Source organism: Pirellulales bacterium, assembly GCA_019694455.1.
GTDB lineage: Bacteria > Planctomycetota > Planctomycetia > Pirellulales > JAEUIK01 > JAIBBY01.
Window position 1 is genome coordinate 46,437 of record JAIBBY010000004.1, and the last position, 24,209, is coordinate 70,645.

The window sequence follows — 24,209 nt, forward strand, 5'->3', positions numbered from 1 at the left end:
GTTCGTTGTTCAGCCGCCATTGCGCCCCCAATGAGTTGGCAATCGATGCCTCATCGCCGGGCTCCTTTGCCGCCGCGTCGATGCTGGCGACGAGAGCGCGCATGAGAGCGAGCGCGGCGCGTGATCGATCCGGGCGGATTGGCGCCGCACACTCGAAACATAGGTCGTAAAGCCGGGCCAACTTGCGGTGAATTGGCTGCCTCCCCCTGCGGCGGGGCGAGCGCGAATTCGCGCCCGCGCGATGCAAACCGGAATTGGCGACGTGATAATCGCGCCAAAGCAGCGCGCCGGCGCGATCCGCAGGATCGCTGGCGCCGAACAAATGCGCAGTTGGCGTCCGCTTTTTCCGACGACGGTGATGGTTTCCCATTTTGTCGTGGCGGTCGATCGGCTTCGCTTGTTATCGACGTAAGCGCAAGCTATACCTAGGTTAGACTCGGCAGTCGCCAGGGCAGGCCCGTAACATTCTCAAGCCACCGGGTCACTCACAAGGGTTCACGCAATGGGTCGAGAGCAGGAAGAGGGGCCGCTGGAGATCGCGCTGGTCGGGGATCTCACCGACAACGAGGGGGAACTGACCGAAAAGCTGCTCGATGTCCCCCCTGGCGGCGAATGCACCTTGTATTTCGACTCGCCTGGCGGCAGCCCCTACTGCGCCATTTCGCTGATGACGTTGATTCGCTTGCGCGGCTTGCGGGCAACCGGCATTGTCACCGGCGAATGCTCCTCGGCCGCGCTTTGGCCCTTTGCCGCCTGTGTCCGCCGCCTGGTCACCCCATACAGCGTGCTTTTGTTCCACCCGATGAAGTGGCAGAGCGAAGAGCATGTGCGCTTGGCGGAGGCCGCCGAATGGGCGCGGCACTTTGGCACGCTCGAAAATGAAATGGACCAACTGCTAGCCGACTTGTTTGGCATCGCCAGCGCCGAAATGCAGAAATGGATCAGCCCGGGCCGTTATGTGAGCGGTCGCGAACTGGCCGAAGCGGGCCTGGCGGAGATCATCCAGCTTAAACCTCCCGTCGCCGCCCAGGCGCATGCTGGACGCAATGGCTCCGCGCAGAAGAAGCCCGCCCGCGCCACGCGATAGCAGACGGATGTCGTTTAGAGAGCGTCACTAGCCACGAAAGCCGGCGTGGCAAGACTCGCAGCTTTTGGTCATGGCTTGAATGGCGGATTGCGCGCTTGACAGGTCGGCTTGGTCGGCGGCCTCTTTGAGTTGCAAAGCGGCCCGCTCCAGGTCTTTCGCATGTTTCAGATACCCCTGGTCGTCGGCGAATTCGTACCCTGACGATTGAATCGCGCGCGCCAATAGCGCCACGATCTCGGCCTCGTGCCGCACGCGCGCCTTGCCTCGGCTCAACTCCGCCTTGCTGGCCACGATTGCCGGCAGTCGCTTCTGCAATGCCTGCTCGAAGCGTTCCATCAGCGCCGCTCGATCGGCCGCCGATTGCCAATCTTCGGTATTGGTCTCGGGTTCGACGTCGACCTTTCCGGCCCGCACCAACTCTCCCAGTTCGCGCGCTCTGGCCTGCGCGTCGCGATAGGCGCCATCGGACACGGTCTTGCAATTGCGTGCCGTCCGCGCGAACCGCGTGGACAGGTTTGGCGCCGACTCGCGCCAGCGCACGTCGCCGTCGTATTCGCCAATCACGCCAAACAGCGCAGCCAACAGCGCCAGGTCGCGCCGCGCTTGCTCGTGCCCTGCAGCGCGAAACGCCGCTGGCGACTTCACTTGTTGTCCTACCTGCAAGACCAGCGATTTGATCTCGTCTTCGAGCGTCTCGGCGGAAACCAGATCTGACCAGGCCGCCCCGGCTGGCGCCGTGGTGGGGTCGGTCGCGGCCGGCGTCGGCGCCACGACTTCAACCCGCGGGCCGAGTTCCTGGAGCGCGTCAGCGAAGAAGACGCCTTCGATATCGCTCTCGAAATTGGGGGGCGGCGCCAGCGGCTTGGGCTTGCGCAACGGACTTGTACGCGCCCGGGGCTGCGCGGCGGCGCTGGCGGCCAGGATCGCAATCGATAGCGCCAGCACAAACGGTAATTCGCGTCGAATCGTCACGAAATGAGACTCGTCGGCCGAAAAAATCTATTCTTCTCTTTGAGTATCGCACATCCGGCCCGGCATCCCAACCGTTGACTGAATTGATGGATCAACTCAACGACTGCAGCGTTCTGATTGTGGGCGCGGGTCCCACCGGACTGGTGCTGGCCTGCGAACTGGCGCGACAAGGAATTTGCGTCCGTATCATCGACCAGAAATCGGGTCCCACGGCCGAATCGCGAGCGCTAGGCGTGCAGGCCCGCACGCTGGAACTCTTGGAGCGCTTGGACCTGACCGAGGCAATGGTCAGCGAAGGCAAGACGATTCGCGCTCTGAACCTCTATGCCGGCGGGGCTTGGCTAGGCCGCATCGAGACGCCAGCGCTCGACACGCGCTACCCCTTTATCCTTTCCTTTCCGCAGAGCGAAACCGAGCGACTGCTCATTGAACGGCTTAGGCAGCACGGCGTCGAAGTGGAGTGGCAAACCGGTCTGACGGCGCTTCGGCCGCGCGCGGGGGGCGCGATCGCCACCATCGCCTATCACGACGCCTTGCCGAGCGAAAGCTCGCACGATTGGGTCGTGGGCTGCGACGGCGCCCATAGCGCCGTCCGCAGGTGTCTCGGCATCTCCTTCGTGGGGGAACGCTTCCCAGAATGGTTCGCGTTGGCCGATGTTGAACTCGACTGGGAACTGCCGCATAACGAAGCGCACGTCTTTTTCGCCCCCGATGGCCCGCTGCCGGTGTTGCCGCTGCCAGGCGCCAATGTCTATCGCTTGATCGCGCCCTTGCCACATGCGCCGCTCGACCAATCGCCGGATGTTTCGTTGGAACGCTTTCAACAACTGTGGTCCGAGCGCGCCAAGGCGCCGGTCACTTTTGGCAAGACGATCTGGCTGTCGAGCTTTCTCATCAGCCGCCGCATCGTCGACACGTATCGCTCGCAGCGCGTGCTTTTGGCGGGAGACGCCGCGCACATTCACAGCCCCGTGGGCGGGCAAGGGATGAACACTGGCATCCAAGACGCATTCAATATGGCGTGGAAGCTGGCGCTGGTCGCCAAAGGATTGGCGGCAGATGAACTGCTAAACACCTACGAAGCCGAGCGCCGTCCGGTTGCCGAGCGCACGTTGCGCGGCACCCGACTGGCCACGCTTTTGGTCGCATCGCGCAGTTGGCTGGCGCAAAAATTGCGAAACGCGATTGTCGGCCGGCTCGCGCCTCGTCCCGCGTTTCGCGAGCGCGTCTTTCGCACGGTGAGCAACCTCGCGGTGAACTACCGTGGCGGCCCATTGGCCAACGCGCCGCGCCGCGGTTGGTTTTGTCGTCGAAGCGACCAAGATAGTGCGCCGCAGGCTGGCGACCGCGCGCCCGACAGTCCGTTGGTCGCCGCCGATGGCCGCGCGTTGCGGCTGCACCAACTGCTGCATGGCGCGCACCTGGCGCTTATTGAGTTCGCGGGACTCGCCCCACTGGGGCCCGGCGATCGCGACGCGCTGGAGCGACTCGTGGCGCGGTTCTCGTCCACGGTGTCGCTGCATCGCATCGCCACGGATGGTCAATTCGCCGTGCCGCATGCGGGCGATTCGTTCTTCTTCGATCCTGACGGCGCCGCGCATCGTCGGTATGGCGCAACAGCGCCGCTGGTCTGTCTGATCCGACCCGATGGCTACCTTGCTTGGCGCGGCGCGGCGACCAACGTCTCTGACTTGGACACCTATCTCAGCCGCTGGTTCGTCTCCGGCGCCCCTCGCACGGCCTCAGTATAATGGCCCTATGGCCGGCCGCCGCACCACACACCGCCGCGAGTTTCTCAAGGGGCGCTCCGCCGCCGGCGCCATTCAAGACCTGGTCGCCGAGCGGCTCGCGCCCGATTGCGCGTCGTCGCGCGCCGACGGGCCGTTAGCTGCCAATTCCGCCGAGCAACCTTATTTGCTCCGCTTCGGCCGTCGCGCCATGGCCTGCGAGTTTGAGGTCATTGTCAATGCCGGCCAGTACCCCGAGGCTGCCGATCACGCGCTGGCCGCGCTCGACCTGGTGGACGAGTTGGAATCGCAACTCACCGTTTATCGCGACACGAGCGAAATCAGCGACATCAATCGCCGCGCACATCAAGAGCAAGTCGTCGTCGAGCAGCGACTATTCAAGTTGCTCCAACAAGCTTTGGCCTTGCATCAGGCGACGGGTGGCGCCTACGACGTAGCGGCCGGATCACTGGTCAAAGTGTGGGGGTTTTATCGGCGTCAGGGCGCTGTCCCCACAGCAGACGCCTTACGCGCAGCGCTGGCCTGCGCCGGCAGCGATTATTTGGCGCTCGATCCCGTAGATTGTTCCATCCGCTTCAATCGACCCGGCGTTGAATTGAATCTTGGCGCCATCGGCAAGGGTCACGCCCTCGATCGAGTAGCCGAACTCCTCCACGCGGCGGATATCTGCGACTTTCTTTTGCATGGTGGACAAAGCAGCATCCTGGCTCACGGCGGCGAAGGCGCCGACCGGGCGCAAGGCTGGTCGATTGGTCTGCCCGACCCATTGCGTCCCGGCCGCCGATTGGCCGAGTTGCGAGTCCGCGACCGCGCGGTCGGCACCTCGGGCGCGTCGGTGCAATTCTTTCGCCATGCAGGACGGCGCTACGGTCATATTCTCGACCCGCGTACAGGCTGGCCCGCCGGAGGCGTGCTTACCGCCACCGCGATTGCGCCCAGCGCCGCCGAGGCCGACGCGCTGGCCACGGCTTTCTATGTGTTGGGGGTCGACGACGCGCTCGACTACTGCCGCCGTCATCCAGAAATTGGCGTGGTGATTGTTGGCGGCAGCGAAGCGACGGGCCCGACCGGCGTGCGGCATGCCGGCCTGACCGAGGATGAGCTCCAACTGGTGAACGACGAACCCACGATAGACGAAGGCCTTACTCCATCGTAGGCCGCCGTAGTTCGGGCAGATCCGCTCAAGCGTTTTTCGCCATCGCTTCGTGCAGCCGTGCGAAGCGATCGCCGCACAAGCAAGACGGCACGTCGGTCGTCGCGCCAGTTTGCGAACGCCACAACTCGGCATAGCGGCCGCCGCGAGCGATTAATTCGCGATGCGTTCCCTGCTCTGCCACTCGCCCCTCGTGCAGCACCACAATCTGGTCGGCGTCTTTGATCGTGCTCAAGCGGTGCGCGACCACCACCACGGTACGGCCGGCCAACTCGTGCCGCAACTTCTGCTGAATCATCTGCTCGGTCGCGGTGTCGAGGTGGCTGGTCGCCTCATCGAACACCAGCACCGACGGCTGGTGCAACAGCGCCCGCGCAATGGCCAATCGCTGCCGTTGTCCGCCCGACAGGTTCGCGCCGCGCTCGCCGATCATGGTGTCGTAGCGCTGCGGCAGCGAGTTGATGAAGGCTTCTAGCCCAGCCGCTCGCGCGGCTTCGATCACCTCGCTCAGGCTCGCCTCGGGGCGGCCCAGCGCGATGTTCGCCCGGATCGAGCCGTTGAAGACGAACGGGTCTTGGCTGACGAGTCCGATTTGTTGACGGTACGCACCGAGTTCGATGTCGCGGAGGTCGGCGCCATCGACCAAAACGTGGCCGCTGGTCGGTTGGTAATAGTTAAATAGCAGTTTCAGCAGCGTCGACTTGCCGGACCCGCTTTCACCCACGATTGCCACGGTCTGCCCCGCTGGTATTGCGAGCGAGACGCCATTGAGCACATTGCCCCGCGCGCCGTAGCTAAAGCTCACGTCGTCCAATTCGATACCGCGCTCGAGCCCAGCGAAGTGCGCTTTGTCGTCGGCCAGCGGCTCTTCGTCGATATCGAAGATCTGAAACAATCGATCGACAGCGACCAGCGCGTCTTGAATCTTGAGGTTCACCGTGGCCAGCCGATTGAGCGGTTCGAGCATCGTGGCCAGCAGCGTGTAGAAGAACAGCAACTGACCAATCGACAGCGCCCCGTCGAGCACGCGATGCCCGCCGTACCACAGCACGGCAATTCCGGCGACGCCGGTGATCAGAGTCGCTAGCGATGTCAGCCGAATGTCGAGCTTTTGCAGGCTGAACAGCGCCTGCACGTAGCTCACCAGTCGAGCCTCGCCTTGATCGGCCCGCAACTCCTCGGCGCCGAACGCCTTGAAGGTTTCGATGCCAGAAAAATCTTCGATCAGGTGCGACGACAACTGCGCGCCCGCTTCCATGGTGGCCTGCACACGCTGCTCCGCCGCGCGTTGATTAAGCGCCATCGTGAGCGCGAACAACGGAACCACCAGCGACGTGGCGGCTGCCAGCCGCGGGTCGTAGAACCATAGCACCGCCAACACGCCTGCGACCACAATCGTGTCGACAATCGCCGTGGTGGTTGTCGTGCCGGTCGCCTCACGCAACTTGGCTGCGTCGTTCACCCGCGAGAATATGTCCCCCACGCGCCGATTCTCAAAGAACCGCAGCGGCAGCTTAAGCACATGCCGGGCGTAGCCTCCCACCACGGCCAGATCGATTTTACGAGCCACGTGCGCCACCAGGTACTGCCGCACCACATTGAACAACGCGCGGAAGCCGGCGATCAGCACCATACCAATTCCCAGCGCGTTGAGCAGCGGACGTTCGCCGCGCACCAGCACTGAGTCGACCAGGTGTTGAATGAAGTACGAGGTCGACACAGCGAGCAGCGTCATTAACAGGGCGCACAGAATCACTTCGACCAAGATCGGCCAATGTGGCGCAAGTAGGCCCAGGAACCGCGTCCACGGGCTTTGCGGTGTTTTTAGTTTGCGACAAACCCGCAGATTGTCCGGAGTCGCCAACAACAAGTTACCGCTCCACTGTTGGCCAAACACATCGCGGCTGCGCCGTTCGATTAACCCCACCGGGTCGCCAATCAAAACTCCCTTAGCGTCAGCGGCAAAGAGCACCACAAAATGCCCGCCGCGCTCAGCGTCGCTCACATGGGCCACCGCTGGCAGCGGCATGCCAACCAGCGAATCGTAGCCGGGACAGCGCACCGCCTTGGCCGAGAAGCCAATCGCCTCGGCGGCGCGCAATAGTCCCAAGAGCGTCGCGCCTTCCGGGCCGGTACTCGATAGGTCGCGCATCTGTTCCAGGCCGATGGGCAACTGATGATGCAAAGCCAAAGTCGCCAGTGCCGCCGCTCCGCAATCGCTTTGATCGTTTTGTCGGACCAATCGTGGGCGTCGGAACATGCTCTGGGTCTCCCGCTGGCAAATGGCAAATGGCCTAATGGGGTTCTGCCTCATTAGGCGAGAATCGCGGGCCAGATGTTACAGGCGGGTGGCGACGTGGCCGTCGCGAATGCCATGATTCATGGGATGCCAGTTGATGGTAGGAGAGGCCATGCCAAACGAGCGTGAGGCGAGCGCAATTCGATTAAATCGAGTTCACCAACGAGATTACAAATCGGCAAGTTCTTGATTCCCAAGGAGATGCCGCTTCCCCGGCGCATGACGGCCGACTTAGACTTTTCACGAGGAGCGGCCGTAGTAAGAGTTGGCAAATTAGCCGCGCCGTTCGAGTTCGGTGCCGAAAAGGGTTGATTAGACGATGGCGGCTGGTGGCGTACGAAAATTCGCGGGCTGGCTCGGCTTGGCGGCACTTTGTGTGGCTATTGTCGTGGCCGCGCTGGTCTGGATGCGTGAGCGCGATTCTGCCCATGTCGCGGCAGCCGCTGACGTCAACTCTGTGCCGCCACGCGTCCGCCTCGCCGCGGGCGCCACTGACACTCTGGAAATCCCACCGCAGGCTCACACCGAACTTGGTATTCGGGTGGCCAAGGTCGAACCGGCGCCGGCCCCTGACCCTTTAGTTCTTTCTGGTTCGCTGCTGCTCGACTCCGCTCGCCTTGTCCATGTTCACACTCGCTTCGGCGGCGAAGTCGTCGAGATTGGCGCATGCAACGACGCTGGCGCCGAGCGCCCGCTGCGACTGAACGACCATGTGCGGCAGGGACAACTTATCGCCGTCATCTGGAGCAAGGAGGTTGGCGAGGCAAAGAGCGATCTGGTCGACGCGCTTTCGCAACTGGCGTTAGGCCAGGCCCAACTTGCCCGACTGAAGAAGCTTGGCGGCGGCATCGTTCCGGAGAAAGCGATTCAAGAGGCGGAGCGCAACTGCGAAAAGGCTGTGATCCAGGTCGATCGCATCGAACGAACTCTCCGTTCCTGGCGGCTCACCGACGCCGAAATCGACAGTGTGAAGCAAGAGGCGCAGCGAATACGCGACAACGCTATTCCAGACAACGAGGAGATCGACCGTACCTGGGCCGAGGTCGATGTCCGGGCGCCGATCGATGGCGTGATTCTCGAAAAGAATATCGCAGTCGGCGACATCGTGAACACGTCGCTCGACCTCTTCCAGGTCGCCGATCTCTCGAAGCTGACCGTGATGGCGAACATCTACGAGGAGGACATTCCGGCTGTTGCCGCGCTTCCCGCCGACCAGAAGGTGTGGCAGATTGCCCTGAAATCGGAACCGGGCAGCGCTCCAATTCAAGGTCGCTTCGACGTCATTGGCAATGTGATCGATCCCAAGCAGCACACGGGCATCGTCATGGGCTGGGTCGACAATTCCAACGGTCGCCTTAAAGTGGCCCAGTTCATCACGGCCACCATCCAGCTTCCGGCGCCGGCCGGCGAGGTCGCCATTCCGGTCGATGCCGCCATCGACGATGGGGCGCACTGCCGGGTCTTTGTCGCGGATGACAGCACGGGGCATCGGGTGACCGAACGCAAGGTCATGGTCGCGCGACATGCGACCAACGTGGTGTATTTGCGCAACACGCTTACGCCCGAGGAAGAAGCGGACGGGATGTGCCGGCTCGAACCAGGCGAGATGGTCATCACCGAGGGCAATGTCGAACTGGCGAGCGCTCTGGAAGAGTTGCGCTCTAGCGCCCAGGCCGAATCGCGCGCCGTCGCGCGCGCCCCGTAGCGCGCGAGTTTTCGGGCGCGCCGCGTCTTCTTCCATCCAGCCAGGATCGCCGTTGGCGAACCGGCAAGCTCAAGGTTCGTTGCGATGATTCGCAAGCTGATTTATTGGGCGACCGAGAATCACCTGGTCGTGCTGTTGTTGGCGGCCACGCTCATCGCGGTGGGATCGCACGCTTTTGTAAGTGTTAATGTCGAGGCCTATCCCGACCCGGCTCCCGCGATCGTCGAAGTCATCGCTCAATACCCGGGCGCCACGGCCGAAGAGGTCGAGCGGCAGGTGACGATTCCGCTGGAAATCGCCTTGGCCGGAATGCCCGGTCTGAAATATACGCGCAGCAAGTCGCTGTTTGGCCTTTCTCACCTGCGGAATCAGTTTGAATACGGCATCGACAATTCGCGCGCCCGCATCGAAGTTCTGAATCGTTTGCATAGCATCGACCTGCCTGACGGCGTGCGGCCGGTCCTGGCGCCAACCTCGCCGACTGGCGAGATCTTCCGCTACACCATCAGCAGTCCTCGCAACGCGTTAGGGCGGCCAATCTACACGCCCAACGACCTCAAGAGCCTGGAAGATTGGGTGCTTGAAAAGGAATTTCGCCGCATTCCCCGCATCATCGACGTTGTTAGTTTTGGCGGTTCGCAGAAGCGCTACGAAGTTCAGCCCGATCCCGATCGCCTGCGGCAATACGGCATCACGCTCGAAGAACTGCAGACCGCGATCGCCAACAGCAACGCCAATGTCAGCGGCGACTATATGGTTCGTGGACATACGGCCGAGGCGGTGCGCGGGCTGGGATTAATTGGCGGCGGACAAGACCCCGTGCTGCGGATTCCGCCTGATAGCAGCCCGACCAAGGCCGCGGAAGTGCTGCGCAGGGAAGAAAACCAACGTCTGAGCGAGATTCGCCAGATTGTGCTGGCGGCGACGAACAATGTGCCGATTCGCGTCCGCGACGTCGTCGATGGCGGGCACCTTGGCCCCATGGAATCTGTCGGCGCCGAAGGAGTCGTCGTCAGCAACCACACTCGCATGGGCAAGGCGATGGTCATGCGGCCGCAAAAGGACTCTCAAGGTCGTCCCGTGCTCGACGCGGACGGGCGACGAGTATGGAACGAAGACGACGACACGATTCAAGGCATCGTGCTGCTCCGCAAAGGAGAGCAGTCGAAGCCGGCGCTGCAGGACGTCAAGCAAAAATTCGAGGAATTGAACGATGACTCGGGCAAGCTGCTGCCGGGCGTCAAGCTGGACATGTTCTACGATCGCACCAACTTGATCAATCTGACGACCGAGACGGTCCATGAAAATCTCGTCGTGGGGATGGTCCTCGTCTCGGCGGTGCTGTTGATATTTCTGAACAACGTCCGCTGCGCGATGATCGTGGCGGTGAACATTCCGCTGGCTTTGCTGTTCGCGTTTTCGGTGCTGTACTTTCGCGGCATGTCGGCCAATTTGCTGTCGTTGGGCGCCGTCGACTTCGGCATCATCGTCGATTCGTCGGTCATCATGGTCGAGGCGATCTTCCGTTACTTGCGCAGCGGAACGCGCCCCGATCTCAATCTGAATCAACGCATCCGACTGGCGGCGGGCGAGGTGGAGCGCAGCCTGCTGTTCGCCACCATCATCATGGTCTTCGCCTTGCTGCCGCTGTTCACGATGAAGGGCCCCGAAGGGCAGATCTTTGGCCCCATGGCCGACACCTACGCCTTTGCGCTCGGCGGCGCGCTACTGCTCGCGCTCACACTGTCGCCCGTCTTGTGCGGCCTCTTTTTCAAGCAGATTCAACCCGGCGGCGACAACATTATTGTCCGCGGCCTGCGTCATTTTTACCTCTGGCAACTCGAGTGGGTGCTCGTTCATCGCAAAACCACGCTCTCGGTGTTCGCCGTCGCCATTGTCGTCACGGGGTTGGCGCTACCCTATTTGGGACGCGAGTTCATGCCCGAGCTGGAAGAGGGCAATGTTTATATGCGCAGCACGTTTCCCGTGAATGTGTCGTTGGATGAAGTGACCGACAAGGCGCAGCGGGCGATGCGTATGTTGCGCGAATTCCCGGAAATTGACGCGGCGCTGGCCCAGGCCGGTCGGCCCGACGACGGCACCGATCCCACTGGGTTCTACAACTGCGAGTTCTTTTTGCCGCTCAAGCAGAAGCATGACTGGCCCGCTGTGCGGCAGCGCCGTGGAATCTTGGCCTGGCTGTGGGGCGCGAAGCGTCCGCGCACGAAGGCGGAGTTGATCTCGGAGATGAGCGACCTGCTCAACTCCTCGATTCCGGGAGTTGATTGGAATTTTTCGCAGATGATTCGCGACAACGTGATGGAGACGCTGTCCGGCGTCAAAGGCGAAAACTCGGTGAAGATCATCGGGCCCGATCTCGACACGCTCGAACAACTGGCGAATCGCATGAAGTCGTCGCTCTCTCAGATTCCCGGCATCACCAACGTTGGCGTCTTCAGCATCAAGGGGCAAACCAACCTCGAGTTTCCCATCGATCGGCAAAAATGCGCGTTGTGGAACGTTAGCGTGGCCGATGTGCAAGGCGCCTTGGCCACCGCCGTGGGGGGCCGCGCCTGCACCGAGATGGTCGAAGGTGAACGCAAGTTCGATGTCACCTTGCGGTGGCCCAAGCGGCTGCGCGACAGCGCCGACCGTATCCTCGATATCCCTGTCGATGTCGTCAAAAATCGCGTCACCACCGATGATTACGGCTCCACCGATGGCACGGTCAGCGTCACCGGAACGAACATCACCCTCCCTAGCGTGACGGGAAACCGCCGCAACACAACCTACACCAACTCGGGCGCCATTCCGCGCCGTCGCCTCGGCGACCTCGTCACGCCGCTCGACGCCGCAGGCGTGCAGAGCGATGCCGGCAGCTTTGTGCGGCCGGGCGTATCGACGATCTATCGCGAACAGGGAAATCGGCTGATCGCCGTGAAGTTCAGCGTGCGTGGCCGCGATCTGGCCAGCGCCGTTGGCGAGGCACAGGCAAAGACCGCAAAGCTAATTCCCGCCAACTATCACCTGGAATGGAGCGGCGAGTTTCAGGAGATGCAGGAGGCAGTTCATCGTCTCACCTGGGCCGTGGCGTTGTCCTTGACCTTGATCCTGGTGCTGCTCTATTTGGCACAACGGTCCGTACTTGACACGCTCGTTGTCTTCTCGAACGTCATCGTCATGTCGATTGGCGGCGTATGGGCCCTATTGCTCACGGGCCACAACTTCAATATCTCGGCCGGCGTGGGTTTCATCTCGATCTTGGGAGTCGGCATCATGAACGGGCTGTTGCTCGTCTCCAGTTTCAATCACTTCCGCCATCAGGGTCAATCGCTCGATGAGGCCCTGCGCAACGGAGTTGGCACGCGCATCCGTCCGTTGACGATGACTGCCCTGACGGCAATTTTTGGCATGTTGCCAGCCGCCGTTTCGACCCGGATCGGCGCACAGACCCAGCAACCGCTGGCGATCGTTGTCATCGGCGGCATGTTGATGACCGCGCTCTTGAACAACTTCATCGCGCTGCTTTACAGCTACTACGGTGACCGCGATCCGATCGACACCGGCGGCAATCTCGCTCACTAACACGTTATGCCCGGCGGATGCGGTGGACTTGATGTAGGCCGGCGGCGCTCAACCAAGCTTGGCCAGTAGTTCCATGCCGCGGCCGGCCAAGCCTTCGCGAGCCCCTGGCATGTCGACCCCGGTCGGCAGGTCTAAACTGCGCGGCTGGGCTTCGCAGGCGTCTCGCAATATCGCCATGCCGGTGGCGGCGGAGCAGTTGCCCGTCAAATCGCCCGTATGGAGGCCGCAGTCTTGCGCAATAGCCAGTTCTAGCGCCCAGGTCACGACGGCCAGCGCCGAGTCGTTCCACAGTTGCGCCAAATGATAGAGGGCGCGCGGAAGCTGTCCCATTTCCGGCAGGCTCGCTTGCGCTTTGCGCAGTTCTTCGTCGTCTGACAGACGCAAGAGCACACCTTTGATGCCGCGCCGCGCCAACTCGGAGTATCGCTTAACTCCAGTGACTCTCCCCAAGTGGGCCAGAAACAGGGCAATGCCAGTCGCGCCGGTCGCCACATCGCCCCCCAAGGGACCAATTGACCACCAGCGGGGCCGCTCGACCAATCCCAACCAGCCTGCCTCCTCGTCGCGCACACATGCCAAGTCGGCCAGTCGATCGCCAATGCGTCGCGCCTCGGTCAGCGGATCGCCAGCGATCCATGAAGCGCTTGCCGATTTCACTGTGCGACGCGCCAGCGCTAGCGAAGCGCGAATCAACCACAACTGTTGGGCCAAGTCGGCCTCTTCGAACGTCGCAATGACATTGCGGACTTGTTCCAGCATCGGCCGAACAAAGAAATTGGTGATCACCTCGCCCGAGCTAACGCAGAGATCGCGACTGGCGGGGCGGCTCGTGAATACCGGCACATCGCTGCGATTCAGATCGTCGCGTTCATGCTCGACCAGCCGTGCCAGGCAGGGAAATTGCCGCGCCCGCGCGTCGAGCAGCGACAGCAGCGACTCACGCTCGGCGCCGTCGCGCAGCCGATCGGGATGCAAACCTTGCTCGAGCAAGATGCCATACACCTGTGTTGGCCGGGCGATGAACCGCACCTCGGCGTCGCCAAACGCGGCAATCGGGCCATCGGCGGCCAATAGCTCGTCGCGGCGCGCCGCCAGCAAGCGATAAGTCGATTCGAAACCCGCCACGAGATCGTCTTCAAAATCGGCCAGCGCCAGCGCTTCGCCATGGAGGCGCGGACGATGCAATCCCTCGGGCACGGCCACCGCCACCTGCGTGGCTTGCATCTGATCGGCGCCGGCATGTTCCCAAGCGGAGGTCACAAATGGCGTCTCCTGTCCGGCAACCGCTCCCAAGCCGCTGAAATCGATCGGCTCCCCCATCCCTTCGACAAACGCCAGTTGCGGCAACATCCGCAGTGGGATCACCGACTGATTGAGCGCGGTCGCGGCCGGGCATTTTGGCGGCTGCGGAAGTTGTTGATGAAACAGCGCCTCCAAGTCGACGAACAGCGGATGCTCGCCGCAGGCAATTAGGTTTTCGAAGTGCAGGTCGGTGGCGGCCAGCATCCGCAGGATCGCCAAGTATCCCCCTTGCCGCTGATAAAAGCGGCGTGCTTCGTCGATCGAGTCGCACGACTTGGCCGGCACAAACTCCACCCAGCCGTGATCGCGCTGATCGACCACCCGCAACGGGCGAAACGCGGGCGTCGCGCCGCGGGCATTGAGCCAGATCAACAACCGTTGAAATCGCGCCTCGGCGGCCAGCGAACGCGGCTTATAGACTAGGCGTTGGCCATCGGAAAACGCGAGAATCATGACCGAACGTCCACCGCGATGCGGATCGCCGGCGCCCCCCTCGATCGAAGCCAGGCGCGTGGGGCGTCGTGAGGCAAAGAAGCAATTCGCCAGTCGCGACCAGTCGCGCGCCAAGTGGCCGGCGAACTCGGCCGACGCCGCACGCCACTGGTCGATCGTCTGCCGCGCGAGCCGCGCCAGCACTGGGTATTCGCTCAATAGCTCCGACGCGAACTCTGGTTCGCCCAGTCGCCGGACGAACGAGCGAAACCGGTCTTCGGGCGTGTCGCCCGCAAGTGTCCCTTGCAATCGCGCCACATGCAGTTCCAGCACCGCAGTGCGGCCGATTTGATGAATCAGTTGCCCCGCCAGCTTTTGATACAACATCGCCTCCAACTCGCTGGCGTGATATGGCAGCCCTGCGCGATAGAGCGACTTGATCGCGCTCAACAACCGGCGTCGCGCGTCGTCGATCCACGGTTCGACCAATCGCAGGAATCCAGCGGCCGGACCCCAGGCCGCCTCGTCGACCGTGGGCGCCGATAAGCAGCGATTGCGATCGACCGGGGTGATTCGCAAGGTCGATTCGGTTTGCGAGTGAACGGCGGTCGCGGTCATGGCGGGCACTCCTCTGACGAAGGTGAAGGATCGGGTATCAGCAAGGCGCATCGCACGCATGGTTGTTACGCGTGCCGGGTGAAACGCCGCTTGATGTCAGACCAAAAAAACCGAGGCGAGCCGCCGGGAGCGCGACTCGCCTCGGGTGAAGCCGACCTTTTTGACCCGCATCCTAGAAGCGGTACAAGGGGGCCGGGTTGATTCGCGTCATGAAGCTGTTGAACGACTTGGTACAGCCGTGGCAACCGCTGCAAATCGCGACCGACAGCTTGCCGTCGATCGTCGCCGCTTCGGCGGCGGTCAGTTCCACGGCGCCCGCCGGGCTCGCCGGCAGTTGAGCACGCTCGGCGGCGCTCAGGCTGTTGCGGTAGGCGGCATCTTTCCAAGCGCGGAGGATGTCGAGACGGGACATGGCAAAAACTCCTTTGACAGTTCGCTTCGCCGCAGGGCGAAGCAGGTGTTCGCCTCTCAGATTTTGTTGATCGCTTGACTCGCGAGAGGCGTTTCGAGTCGGCGATTTGAAGTTTCGTTTGTTTCGTTCGTCGTGCCCCGCTACCTTTCAAGCGGAGAAAATTGGCGAGTGTTACACGGTCGCCAACAGGCCGGCCGCCGCCAGCTTTTCGGCGACTCGCGCCACCTGCGCGCGATCGACGCCGCAGGCCAGACTCCACTCGGCAAGCGTCGCGCTGGCGAGCAATTCCAATTGCCACACCAGTTGCGTCTCTGCCACCGGTAGCCACAACATGCGCACCTCTTGCCCGGCGGCGTAAAAGAGCGCGTGCTCCATCGTGGCGCTGACCAACCCGACGGCCGCGCCCGAGAGGCACGCCCACACGCGGATCGGATTCAATTGCCAACGCGGCGCGGCGTCGTGATTACTGCCGTCGCAAAGCGAGGCTCGGTCGGCCGCGCGGCGCTGAAACGCGCGATGCGCCCGCTGATCTTTCCAGGCCAACGCCAGGCATGCGCACTCGGCTTCGTGATAGGTCACAAAGTCGGCCTGCTGCGGTGTGAGCGGGCCTTGCCGCCGCAGCCAACACAAGAAATGAACCAACTCGCGCTCGCCATAGGCATAAGTCGTGCGCGGCGTGTCGTGGCAATAGGCCACAATCTGCTCATCGAGCGCGGGAAAAGCCAAGGCCAGCATCCGAGTCTCTTCGTGCAGCATCCGATGGCGCTCGCCGACCGCGTTCTCGATGTAGCGCTCCACGTCGCGCCGATCCGAGCGGCCCACCAGGGCCGGCAACACCGCGGCGGCGCAGCCGGCCGCCAGATCGTCGCACCAGGCAGTCACCTGGTCTTGATATTCCGCTTGCGCGCTGGGCGCTACCACTAGCGACATGACGGCGCCCCCGCGAGCGAACCGCGGCTAGCCGCTTCGGCGATGGCGCGGGCTTTATGCGCCTCGCTACGCCAGCCCGCCTCGGCCGGAAAGTTCCAGTCGCGCTCGATGAACACCGCGTCGACCTTGTCGCCAGCGATGTCGAGCGCCAGCCGATATAGCTCCCAAACTTCTTCGGGGATCGGCTCCGAATGGCTGTCGATGTAGCGGCCCCGCTCCGTATGAAAGAAACCGCCGGCCAAGTGCATCTGCACCCGTGCGGCGCCGGCCAGCGCCGCCGCGATAAAGTCGCGGGCGTCGGCGCCAAAGTTCACTTGATTGGCGTAGGCGTTTGTGATGTCGAGCAGCAGGCCGCAACCGGTGCGCCGCAACATGCGATCAAAAAAGCTCGCCTCGTCCATCTCCCCTGCGAGCAAAAAGAAATGCGCCAGGTTCTCGACGTAAAAACCAAACGGCGCAAATTGTCGCTGAATGCGCTCGATATTGCGGCAGGTGGCGTCGAGCGCAGCGCGGGTCAAGGGAGGCGTCATTACGTGTCCCGCGCCGGCCTCGCCGCGCCGGCCGTGGTTGAACCCCAGGTGATCGGTAATCGCGACCGCGCCGTTCTCGTGGGCCACCTCGACTAGCGCGTCGAGATAGCGCGCCTCGGGCGGGTCGGGGCTGGAGACCGAAAGCTCCAGCGCATGCACGCTCACATAGTCGAACGACAGCCCTTCCAGAAACGGTCCGGTCCGGAGCGGATGATTGGCCTGTTGAAAATCGACCTCGACGGCGTTCCATGCCCAATCGTCGGTATAGGGTCGATTGGCGTCTCGCAAAGCGTATCCGGTGGCAGGCGTCATGGCGCTTCTCCGCGTTAGCTGGTTCGATCGAACGACCTAACCAGCCAAGCGCGAGCGCGTGAGGATTGTTACAGGCGTCCCCAGATGTGGGCGATACAGGGGCAAGTGGCCAGGAAGTCCGGGGGAAGGGAAACGCAAAGTCGCAAAGACGCCAGGACGCAAAGGGGAAGAGCAAGAAGAAAGACCCCCTCGCCCCGGCCTGCGGCCGGACCTCTGGCGCCTACTTCGCTTCGCTGCGTGGGGGCGAGGTGGAAGAGGGAACCGCGGGGGCGCGATCAGGCGCCTAGTGCGCCGCGAACATCTCGGCCGGCCGATTGCCGCGCGCGGCGTTCGGCTCGCCCCGCCTCGCGCCACAGACCGCCGATCGTTTGCCACAACCCAGGGCTATTGACCCGACGATAGAGCGAATCGGCGGGCAGGCCAGCCATTAGCCGGCGATGCGCCTCGGCCAGATTGTGATACGGCATCGAGGGGAAGAGGTGATGCAAGGCATGGAAGCGCAGGCCGACGGGCGCCCACAGTTCGCCGATCCATGGATGATGGGGGTAGTTGACCGAATCAAGGAGTTGGTCGATGAAGGTGATTGGCTCGCCGCCGCTGCGATAGTGATGCGCGCCCAGGGTGCGAATGGCGTTGAGAAACATGACTCCGACCGAAACGGCGTACGCGGAGACCACCAATCCCAACGGCAAGAGACCGGCCAGGACCAAACCTGCGACGGTGGTGGCCATGAGCCAGCAGGCGACTTCCTGAAGGCGCCAAATCTTGATCTCGCGATGGGTGGGGAGCGGCCGCACATAGGCGGGGTCGATCACCATCGACGACGCGTGCCGGGCCACCCAGCGCCTGAGTGGGGGGCAGACCCAGGTGAGGGGCGCGCCGAGAAAGCGAACCACGGCGATCAACGGCACGACCAGACATTCGGCCAGAAACCAAGCAATCTTCCAGCGCGGACCTTGCGCCAGCGGCAGGTACTCGCCGTCGTGCTCCGTGCCGTATTGCCGGCGCGCGTGATGTTCGACATGCGTGTGATAGAGAAACGACGGCACCAGAAAGGGAATGCCGTACAACAGGTTCCAGACCAGGCGGAACGATCGGAACGAATCTTGCTTGAGGTGCGTGAGCTCGTGCGTGAAGAGCGAAGCCCGATAGAGCGCCAGCACGCTGATTACATAGCAGAGCGCGGCAATGCCCCAGACCCAGGTGTGCAGCAGGTCGAACCGCACGAGCAACCGCATCGCGACGAAAGCCGCAGTGCCGGTGTAGACCGAAACGAGAAAGTCGGTCCAGTAAATCCACGGTTTCGGCTCAAAGAGATCGCGCACCAATTGACGCGCCTCGCCGATGGAGAATCGAGGCGTCTCGTCTGGATGGTCAGGCATGCCTGCGGTCCTATGCGGCAGGAGTCGATTGGTGTGGTTTGTGAAGTGCTTCCGAAGGATTTTCCACTCGCGGGGAATGGCAGATGGTGCGAGCGCAAGAGGCCCAACAAGCTTTCTTTCGGCAGCTAGCAAGCCACCGGTTGAGCGACTGTTCGAGCGTAGGGAAGATGTCAGGCGCACGAACTGACAGAAGTGCTGCTGGCGATCCGAATTTGCCCGAAGTGCCCAAGTTGCCGGCAGGTGCGTCCCTTGCCGGCGGCCACGGGGAGTGCAGGCGGGTACCGAGCTTTCGGTTTTCGAACCGTTGACCGGAAAAGCTGGAGGGTAAGGCAAACTTTTCCGATTAGTTAGGCACGCCATGATTGCGCGAACCGCGCTCGATTGGCGTACGACGCGGGTGAGCAGGGGGGGAAACCGGCTGCCCATGATCGCAAGTGCATTTTTCGCCTACTAAATTACGTCGCCCACGCCGAGGCTGCCGCGGGCTATTGCTTGCGGCGCTCGCAATGTGCATTGCCGCGCGCGGTTTCGCCGCCGAGCAGGTTGCTGGCGAGCAAGGCGCCGCGCCGCAGGCAAACGCGTATGTGAGCTACCCGCTCGGGCACGCATCAGTCGACTCGGTGCGCCAGACGCTGGCCCAGTTGTTGGGGGACCGCCAAGACGTGCGGGTGGTGGGAGACGCCAGCGGCAAACAACTGCTGGTAGCGGGTCCGGCCGATGCGCAACAACTGGCGCGTCAACTGGTCGATTCGCTCGATCGCGCGCCCGTCGCAGGCGCCGCGGTAGCGACCGCCCTGCGAACGTATGCGTACACTGGCGCCGACGGCCACCGCGCGGCGTCGCGGTTGCAGCAGCACCTGGGGACCGCTGCTCAGGTGGCCTTTGATGCGCGGACGAAGCAGATTGTCGTTGTCGCGCCGGCGGAGGCACAGGCTCGCGCCGCGGAACTGTTGGGCGCAGAATTGCCGGCCGGGACCGAAACGCCAGCGGCGGCGGAGCAGTCACGCTTTCAAAGCGCTACAGTGCAGCTCAAGCATTCACAAGCGGCGCGAGTCGAGACGCTGCTCAAGGAGATGTTCGCGCGGCGGTTGGTAGCGGCCAGTCAGGCACCGGGCGAACTGCCGGCGTGGGTGCTCACGGCCAATGGCGAGAGAGTGCAGATCGAAGTCGATTCACGACAAAATCGCTTTACGATCCATGGCTCTGCGAAGCTGGCGCCGCAGGTAGCGAGATTGATCGCGGTGCTCGACAGCCCACGCCCAAAGGACGGTCGCACGGTGCGGATTGTTCCTTTATCGCGATCGAACCCGGCCAAGGTGCAGCAGGCGGTGGAGGCGTATCGCGGCGAATCGCTACCGCCCCAAGCGCCGGCCGCGGTGAACGATCAGAGCGGCGCCGGCGCGACTAGCGGGGTGAGTCGCGCGCTAGCGATCGAGTCGCGCGCTGGTCAGGATCATCGCCTGGTGCGCACCATGTTTCAGCCGGAAATGGAGCCGCCGCCGGAGGAACCGCAGGCGCCATTGATCGCGCCGCCAGCACCAAACGATGAGGAGATGAGCGAGTCTGAGCGACAGCAATTGCGCGAGCTGGGCGCCGATGTCGAGATTGAAACGCTTGGCGATCTCGACGTGGTGATTTTGCGGGGTCGCGAACGCGACGTAAATGAGTTGATTCGGATTATTGAGGAGATTGAGCGGATCAGCGCCGATTCGGAGCCGCAGATCGAGTTGGTCCCATTGCAACACGCCGGCAGCGCGAGCGTGGGACGGGTGGTCACGCAGATTCAAACCGAACTGTTGACTGGCCGTCAGGGGCGGGCGACCGCGATTGCCGTATCGCGCCCCAACGCGATGTTGGTGATCGGCTGGGGCGAGGCGATGAACACCATGCGGGAGTTGATCGGCAAGCTCGATCAACCGACCTCGCCCGACGCGCAAGTGCGAGTGTTCCGCTTGCAGCACGCCTCGGCCACCGCGCTGCAGAACACGTTGCAAGATTTGTTTCGCGCGGCGGGGACGACGGCCGCGGAGCGAGTGATCATCAGCGCCGATACGCGCTCCAATTCGCTGGTGGTGCAAGGCAGCCCCAGCGAATTTGCCGAAGTCGAGGTGCTTTTGGAGCGACTCGATGTGGCGGGGGGTACGGCGGTGAACGAGTTGCGCGTGGTGCGGCTGCGCAACACGCTGGCGCTCGATATGGCGCCGGTGCTGCAATTGGCGATGACGGGAGCGGGGGCAGGCATCGCCGGCGCCGGCGTCGCAGGAGCGGCCAACCAGCGGCAGGAGTCGCTTGAGTTTCTCACGCTCGACGCCGCTGGACGGCAGTTGCTTAAGTCGGGCGCTTTGAGCGATGTGCGAATTGTGCCGGAGCCGCGCACCAACTCGCTGTTAGTTTCTGCGCCGCCCGAGAGCCTCGATCTGATTGTCGCGGTAATCGAGCAGCTCGACAGTCAGCCCGCCAGCACCGCGCAGATCAAGGTGTTTCGAGTGACGAACGGCGACGCGGTGCGGCTGGTCGAGATGTTGCAAGCGCTGTTGGGGACGCAGGCCACCTTGCCGGGCGGGCCGCAACTCGCCAGCGCGGCCAACGACCCATCGCTGGCGCCGCTGCGATTTTCGGTCGATCAGCGGACCAATTCGATCATCGCGACCGGGGCGCCGGGCGATCTGACGATTGTGGAGGCGATATTGCTGCGGCTCGACGAGAGCGATATTGAAGATCGCAAGAGCACGGTGTTTCGTTTGAAGAACGCACCGTCGACCGACGTGGCTCAGTCGATCAACGAGTTTTTGCGGAGCGAGCGGCAGGTGATGGAAGCGGCGCCGGGATCGTACAGCCCGTTTCAACAGATCGAGGCCGAAGTGGTGGTGGTGCCCGAGCCGGTGAGCAACAGCCTGATCATCAGCGCCACGCCGCGCTACTACGACGAGATCTTGCGCTTGGTGGAGCAACTCGACGCGCAACCACCGCAAGTGATGATCCAAGTGCTCATCGCGGAAGTGCGACTCGACAACTTTGAGGAGTTTGGCGCCGAGCTGGGCATTCAAGACGCCGTGCTATTTGATCGCAGCCTGTTGAGCAACATCATCCCTAGCGGGGCGACGCGGTATGCCGACATCTTGTCCGCCGATCAGACGCCCGGCTTTGATTTCAACGCGCCGGGAGCGGGACTGGGCAACAGCGCCGGCTCGCGCGCGCTGGAAAACGCGGGGACGGTCGGCGCGCAAGGATTGTCGAGCTTTTCGGTGGGCCGCATCAACACCGATCGCGGCTTTGGCGGCCTGGTGCTGTCGGCATCGAGCGAGAACGTGAGCATCTTGATCCGCGCGCTGCGCGAGAAGCGGCGACTGGACATCTTGAGCCGTCCGCAGGTGATGACGCTCGACAACCAGCCCGCGTTCATCCAAGTAGGTCAACAGGTGCCGCGCGTGGCATTGGTGAGCCTGACGGCGCTGGGACAGGTGAGCAACATCGATCTGATCAACGTCGGACTCATCTTGGGGGTGACGCCGCGGATTAGCCCCGACGGCATGGTGGTGATGGAGATCGACGCCGAGCGCTCGGAATTGGGGCCGGTGAATGAAGGCATCCCCATTTCGACGTCGTCGACTGGCGAGGTGATTCGCTCCCCCGTGATCAACACCACCCGCGCGCAGACCACGGTGAGCGCGGTGGATGGGCAAACAATCGTGCTGGGTGGTTTGATCAGTCAGACCAAGCGCATGAACACGCGCCGCGTGCCGTGGTTGTCGGACGTGCCACTCTTGGGCATGTTGTTTCGGTACGACCTGATGCAGAAAGCGCGGACCGAGTTGTTGATTATTCTGACGCCGCACGTGGTGCGCAACGAGGCAGACGCCAATCAGGTCAAGCAGATGGAGGCGGCGCGAATGAGTTGGTGCCTGGCCGACGTGGAGGAGGTGCAGGGTGAGACCGGCATCCATCGACGCGGTGAAACGGAGATGGATCATAGCCAGACACAGGTGATCTACCCGGATATGAATCCGCGCGGCGTGATGGAAGCAATCGAGACACCGATGGAAATGGGGCCGGCGCTGCCAGGGCCGAATGGCGAGGTTGTGTTGCCACCCGGCGTAATGCCAGGCGAACCCGTTGTCGCGCCGCCCGGCGCGCCGCCGGCCCTCCCCCCGCCTGTGCCGTTCCGACCGGCGCCGGTGGATGGCGCACGGATGCGGCAGGGCGCCGCGCAGCCGGTGGTAGCGAAACAACCGTCCACGGGCGGAGCCTCGCGGCTAGGGAACGTGATGAAGTGGCGGCCGCAGTTCAAGATGCCGGGCGCCAAGGAAGAGCCATCCGCCGAAGTGAAGACGACGGTGTATCACGGGCCGGCGCCAACGGTGATGAGTCGATTGGGGCCGCGACCCGATGTCTCTCCCTATTTGCCCAAGCCGGCGGTTAGCAACGCGAGCAGCACACGATGAAGTTTGTCCAGCGCAGCATTTGTTGGATCGCATTGGCGCTCGCCAGCGCCGCCCCGGCTGCGCGCGCCGAGATTCCGTGGTTCAACACCAAGCCTCGTCAGCCTGATCGGATCACGGTGTTCTGGACCGACACTGTGTTGAATCAGCCGGGCGTGCCGAGCGTGCGCGGCTTTGGCGGGCGACTGATGTTCTTTGCCAACGGCAGCGACAAGCCCGTGAAGGTGGAGGGGTCGCTTCATGTCTTTGGCTACGACGACACCGACAACGACCTGTCGCAGATGGCGCCCGACCGCAAGTACATCTTCACCGCCGACCAACTGGAACGGCATTACAGCAAGGCGAAGCTCGGCCACTCGTACAGCTTTTGGATTCCGTGGGACCAGGCTGGGGGCGAGCAGCGCGTGGTTGGCTTGGTGTGCCGATTTGAGTCGAAGGAAGGTGGCTCGGTGATTTCCGAGTCGCTGCGACAAGTGTTGCCGGGCAAAGCGCCATTGGTGCAGCCCGGCGAAGTCACTCAAGAACAATTGCAAACAGCGGTGCAGCATGCGGGGCAGGCGGCAGCGCCGGGGACGCCCGCTGAGACTCAGCCGGTAGGCTATCAAGAGGCGCGCGCACGGAGCGGGCTGCAGACTAGCACGATTAACCTTCCGCCAAACTATCAGTGGCGGAATGTGCCCGAACAGGCGGCGCCGGCGCCCTTGGGGCAAGTCATGCATGCCACGGCGCTGGGCGCGGCGTCAGGCTCGCCGGCCGCCATGCCCGCGGTGGCGACACTCGGCGCGGGCGCTACGGAACTAGATCCGGCATTAGTGGCGACGGCGGCTCGGTTGCTGTCGAAGGGCTTGGTAGATCAGCAGGGGGCATTTCAGTCGCCACCCGCAGCCGATTCTCGATTTCAGCAATTCCGGGCTCTAGGCGGACCCATTCGGCAACCACGTGGCGATCATGTTCGGATGCGACCGCGCCCTCCAGGATGGCCGTCTCACCAGCCAGCGTCACCACAACCGGACCTGACAGCCGATCCTCCATCGCCTTTGCCAGTCGATTTTCAAGCGCCTGGGCTCTTGCCGGGGGCGGGGATGAATCGGCCGTGAAACCTAGTGTCAGCCGCGGCCGATAGGGACCGGGGCGCGCGGTTGCGATATCAGGACGCAGTCGATTGACATTGGGGTTGATGACCTCGCGCAGTTGGCCAATGGCGGAGAGGATGGGGCCCTGGTTTTGCGCCTGATTGGCGCCGACAAAACCGGCGACATCGACCCGATCACGGCCGACGAAGGCATCGGCTGGTCGCCGATCG

14 protein-coding genes are annotated in these 24,209 nt (G+C 63.0%); 7 read left to right on the plus strand and 7 right to left on the minus strand.

Annotated elements, in window-relative coordinates; genetic code table 11:
• Nucleotides 1–502: 502 nt before the first annotated feature.
• Nucleotides 503–1,087 (plus strand): hypothetical protein, encoded by a 585-nt coding sequence (locus tag K1X71_03170; GenBank protein MBX7072125.1) that lies wholly within the window; start codon nucleotides 503–505, stop codon nucleotides 1,085–1,087.
• Nucleotides 1,088–1,114: 27 nt separating this feature from the next.
• Here the strand turns inward: K1X71_03170 and K1X71_03175 are convergent, their stop codons facing one another.
• Complete coding sequence (locus tag K1X71_03175; GenBank protein MBX7072126.1) at nucleotides 1,115–2,059, minus strand: cytochrome c; 945 nt, start codon at nucleotides 2,057–2,059, stop codon at nucleotides 1,115–1,117.
• A gap of 86 nt (nucleotides 2,060–2,145) precedes the next feature.
• Between K1X71_03175 and K1X71_03180 the strand changes: the two genes are divergently transcribed.
• Together K1X71_03180 and K1X71_03185 are read left to right on the plus strand one after the other, a co-directional pair.
• The gene (locus tag K1X71_03180) at nucleotides 2,146–3,810 is read left to right on the plus strand and encodes an FAD-dependent oxidoreductase (GenBank protein MBX7072127.1); all 1,665 of its coding nucleotides are present in this window, start codon (nucleotides 2,146–2,148) and stop codon (nucleotides 3,808–3,810) included.
• Between the two features lie 7 nt (nucleotides 3,811–3,817).
• Nucleotides 3,818–4,963 carry an FAD:protein FMN transferase gene (locus K1X71_03185; protein ID MBX7072128.1) on the plus strand — a complete coding sequence of 382 codons (1,146 nt, stop codon included), beginning with the start codon at nucleotides 3,818–3,820 and terminating at the stop codon, nucleotides 4,961–4,963.
• A 25-nt stretch (nucleotides 4,964–4,988) separates the two neighbouring features.
• Here the strand turns inward: K1X71_03185 and K1X71_03190 are convergent, their stop codons facing one another.
• Nucleotides 4,989–7,220: a peptidase domain-containing ABC transporter gene (locus K1X71_03190; protein MBX7072129.1), complete on the minus strand. Its 2,232-nt coding sequence runs from the start codon at nucleotides 7,218–7,220 to the stop codon at nucleotides 4,989–4,991.
• 415 nt (nucleotides 7,221–7,635) lie between these two features.
• Here K1X71_03190 and K1X71_03195 point away from each other — a divergent pair, with 415 nt between their 5' ends.
• Entirely contained in the window at nucleotides 7,636–8,964 is a 1,329-nt protein-coding gene (locus K1X71_03195; protein MBX7072130.1) for an efflux RND transporter periplasmic adaptor subunit, read from the plus strand.
• A gap of 84 nt (nucleotides 8,965–9,048) precedes the next feature.
• Complete coding sequence (locus tag K1X71_03200) at nucleotides 9,049–12,549, plus strand: efflux RND transporter permease subunit (protein ID MBX7072131.1); 3,501 nt, start codon at nucleotides 9,049–9,051, stop codon at nucleotides 12,547–12,549.
• 48 nt (nucleotides 12,550–12,597) lie between these two features.
• Here K1X71_03200 and lanM read toward each other — a convergent pair whose 3' ends face one another.
• The 5 genes from lanM to K1X71_03225 all read right to left on the minus strand — a co-directional run bounded on the left by lanM (nucleotide 12,598) and on the right by K1X71_03225 (nucleotide 18,467).
• Entirely contained in the window at nucleotides 12,598–14,901 is a 2,304-nt protein-coding gene (lanM, locus tag K1X71_03205; protein ID MBX7072132.1) for a type 2 lantipeptide synthetase LanM, read from the minus strand.
• 172 nt (nucleotides 14,902–15,073) lie between these two features.
• Nucleotides 15,074–15,313 (minus strand): mersacidin/lichenicidin family type 2 lantibiotic, encoded by a 240-nt coding sequence (locus K1X71_03210; protein ID MBX7072133.1) that lies wholly within the window; start codon nucleotides 15,311–15,313, stop codon nucleotides 15,074–15,076.
• 171 nt (nucleotides 15,314–15,484) lie between these two features.
• Complete coding sequence (locus tag K1X71_03215) at nucleotides 15,485–16,243, minus strand: hypothetical protein (GenBank protein MBX7072134.1); 759 nt, start codon at nucleotides 16,241–16,243, stop codon at nucleotides 15,485–15,487.
• Nucleotides 16,234–17,085 carry a DUF692 domain-containing protein gene (locus K1X71_03220; GenBank protein ID MBX7072135.1) on the minus strand — a complete coding sequence of 284 codons (852 nt, stop codon included), beginning with the start codon at nucleotides 17,083–17,085 and terminating at the stop codon, nucleotides 16,234–16,236. Before K1X71_03220 ends, K1X71_03215 begins: the two co-directional genes overlap by 10 nt.
• A gap of 275 nt (nucleotides 17,086–17,360) precedes the next feature.
• On the minus strand, nucleotides 17,361–18,467 hold the full coding sequence (locus K1X71_03225) for a fatty acid desaturase (protein ID MBX7072136.1): 1,107 nt from the start codon (nucleotides 18,465–18,467) through the stop codon (nucleotides 17,361–17,363).
• A 506-nt stretch (nucleotides 18,468–18,973) separates the two neighbouring features.
• Here K1X71_03225 and K1X71_03230 point away from each other — a divergent pair.
• Nucleotides 18,974–22,909: a hypothetical protein gene (locus K1X71_03230; protein MBX7072137.1), complete on the plus strand. Its 3,936-nt coding sequence runs from the start codon at nucleotides 18,974–18,976 to the stop codon at nucleotides 22,907–22,909.
• A complete protein-coding gene (locus tag K1X71_03235; protein MBX7072138.1) occupies nucleotides 22,906–24,003 on the plus strand; it encodes a hypothetical protein in 1,098 nt (365 codons plus the stop codon). The genes K1X71_03230 and K1X71_03235 overlap by 4 nt, the downstream gene beginning before the upstream one ends.
• Nucleotides 24,004–24,209: the final 206 nt, after the last annotated feature.